The organism is Micromonospora sp. NPDC051296, assembly GCF_040682255.1.
Classification (GTDB): domain Bacteria; phylum Actinomycetota; class Actinomycetes; order Mycobacteriales; family Micromonosporaceae; genus Micromonospora; species Micromonospora craterilacus.
Window position 1 is genome coordinate 1 of the sequence record NZ_JBFBAO010000587.1, and the last position, 2,437, is coordinate 2,437.

Consider the following 2,437-nt stretch of genomic DNA (forward strand, 5'->3'; position numbering starts at 1 on the left):
TCAGACAGGGGTTATAGAAGCGGCAGGTTCGGCTGTCGTTGTTCCGTCGACGCCGATCCAGATCGCCGGCCGGCGATGAGCACGGGTGGTGCCGGCTTCGCGGTGTTCATCATGCTGGCCGGCATCGGCGTCGTTGGGTTCACCTACTACTCGACCAACGTGGTGCTGCCGAAGGAGATCCCGCTGCCGCTCTCCACCACCGTCTACGCCAAGGACGGCAAGACCCTGGTGGCCAAGCTGGGCAACGAGAACCGCACCTTCGTCACCATCGACAGCATCCCGCCGCACGTGCGAGACGCGGTCGCCGCCGCCGAGGACCGCAACTTCTACCGGCACTCGGGCGTGGACTACAAGGGCATCGCCCGGGCCGCCTGGAACAACCTCTCCGGCGGTGACAAGCAGGGTGCCTCGACCATCACCCAGCAGTACGCCCGCAACGCCTACGAGAACCTCCAGGACGACAGCTACGGCCGGAAGGTCAAGGAGGCGATCCTCGCCTCGAAGCTGAACGACAAGTTCACCAAAGAGCAGATCATGGAGAACTACCTCAACGTGATCTACTTCGGTCGGGGCGCGTACGGCATCGAGGCGGCGGCACAGACGTACTTCAACACCAGCGCCAAGAAGCTCACCCCCGCGCAGGGCGCGGTGCTCGCCGCAGTGATCAAGCAGCCGGACGCCAGCCCCACCCACAAGGGGTACGACCCGGAGAAAAACGAGGCCGAGGCGAAGTCCCGCTGGGAGTACGTCATCAACGGCATGGTCGCGGAGGGCTGGCTGGGCGTGCCGGGCAAGCCGGAGCGCCCGACCGAGTACCCGAAGGTCCAGAAGACCAAGCAGGACAACGGCTTCGGCGTGGCCTCCCCGCGCGGCAACGTGATCAACTACGTCCGCAAGGAGATGGAGGAGTGGGGCCTCTGCTCCAACTCCGGCGCGCCGGACAAGCCCAGCTGCGTCACCGAACTGCGCGAGGGCGGCTACCGGATCACCACCACCATCGACCCCAAAATGCAGAAGGCGCTGGAGGAAGTGGCCCAGGTCGGTCGCAAGGGCGCGTTCCTCGCGGACCAGCCGAAGAACCTGATGCCGGCGGTGGTGTCCGTCGAGCCGAAGACCGGCCGTGTGCTGGCCTACTATGGCGGTAACAGCGGCGCGGACTTTGACTACGCCGGCCTCAACACCGACCAGAACGGCGCCGTCGTCGGTGGTCATCCGCCGGGCTCGTCGTTCAAGGTCTACACCTTGGCCGCGGCCATCGACGCCGACATCTCGGTCAAGTCGCGCTGGGACGCCACCCCGTTCAAGCCCGAGGGCTTCGCGAAGGAGATCGTCAACGCCGGCCGGGACGTCCGGAGGAACTGCAACAAGTCCTGCACGTTGCAGGAGTCGACGGTGCTCTCGTACAACGTGCCGTTTTTCCACATCGCCGAGCAGATTGGCACGGACAAGGTGGTCGACATGGCCCGCCGGGCTGGCGTCCGCACCATGTGGACCGTCGAACCGGTGCAGGCGTACGACCTGACCAAGAACAAGCCCGAGGAGCTTGCGCCGAGCAAGTTCGACCGGGTGATCGGCTACGGCCAGTACCCGATCACTGTGCTCGACCACGCCAACGGCCTGGCCACGCTCGCCAACAGCGGCAAGTACAACAAGGCACACTTCGTCCTTAAGGTGGAGCGGCAGAACAAGGCCACCGGCAAGTGGGACAAGGTCCCGGGCACCGGCGAGAAGCTCGATCCGAAGCAGGTGATCCGCCCGGAGGTTGCCGACGAGGTGACCGCGGTGCTCAAGGAAATCCCGGGCAGGAACAACGCCAACCTGGGCAACCGCCAGGCGGCCGGCAAGACCGGTACCTGGGAGCTCAACGGCACCGACAAGAACCAGGACGCCTGGATGGTCGGCTACGACAAGAACGTCGCCACGGCGGTGTGGATCGGTAGCCGCGACATAAAGAAGCGGGCCATCATCGACCGTGGCGGTAGCAACATCGGTGGTGGCACCCTGCCGGCCCAACTGTGGAAGCGGTACATGGACGAGGCGCTCAAGGGCTACGGCCCGTCCGACCTGCCGAGCGTCACCGGGATCGGCAAGGAGGACGCCGGCAACGGCGAGGAGCCGCCTCCGCCGCCCACGAACGACCAGCAGTGCGAGCCGACGGACTTCTTGTGCATGCTCGGCGGCGGAAACAACGGCGGGGGTCGCGGCAACGGCAGGGGCAACAACGGCGGCGGCAACACCAACCCGATCGAATTCCCGCCCGCCGATCCGGCACCGGACGGCGGTGGTGGCGGTGGCGGGTTGCTGCCACCGAGAACGACAAGCCGGGACTGAGATCCCGTTGACGCCGCGGGCGGCTGTTCGGCGACCTTCGGTGTTCGGGTCGTCACGCCGACGCCGGCCAAGGGACGCGACCTCACCCCCCGGCCGAACATCGCCC

Annotated in this window: 1 protein-coding gene; it reads left to right on the forward strand. The window is 66.4% G+C overall.

Features of this window, described 5'->3' with window-relative positions; all coding sequences use genetic code 11:
* Positions 1–75: 75 nt before the first annotated feature.
* On the forward strand, positions 76–2,331 hold the full coding sequence (locus AB0M52_RS33210) for a transglycosylase domain-containing protein (RefSeq protein WP_363961809.1): 2,256 nt from the start codon (positions 76–78) through the stop codon (positions 2,329–2,331).
* The last annotated feature ends 106 nt before the right edge of the window (positions 2,332–2,437 follow it).

Excerpts from the sequence above, each read along its gene's own strand:
- AB0M52_RS33210 (WP_363961809.1), top strand. The coding sequence starts at position 76 with ATGAGCACGGGTGGTGCCGGCTTCGCGGTGTTCATCATGCTGGCCGGC.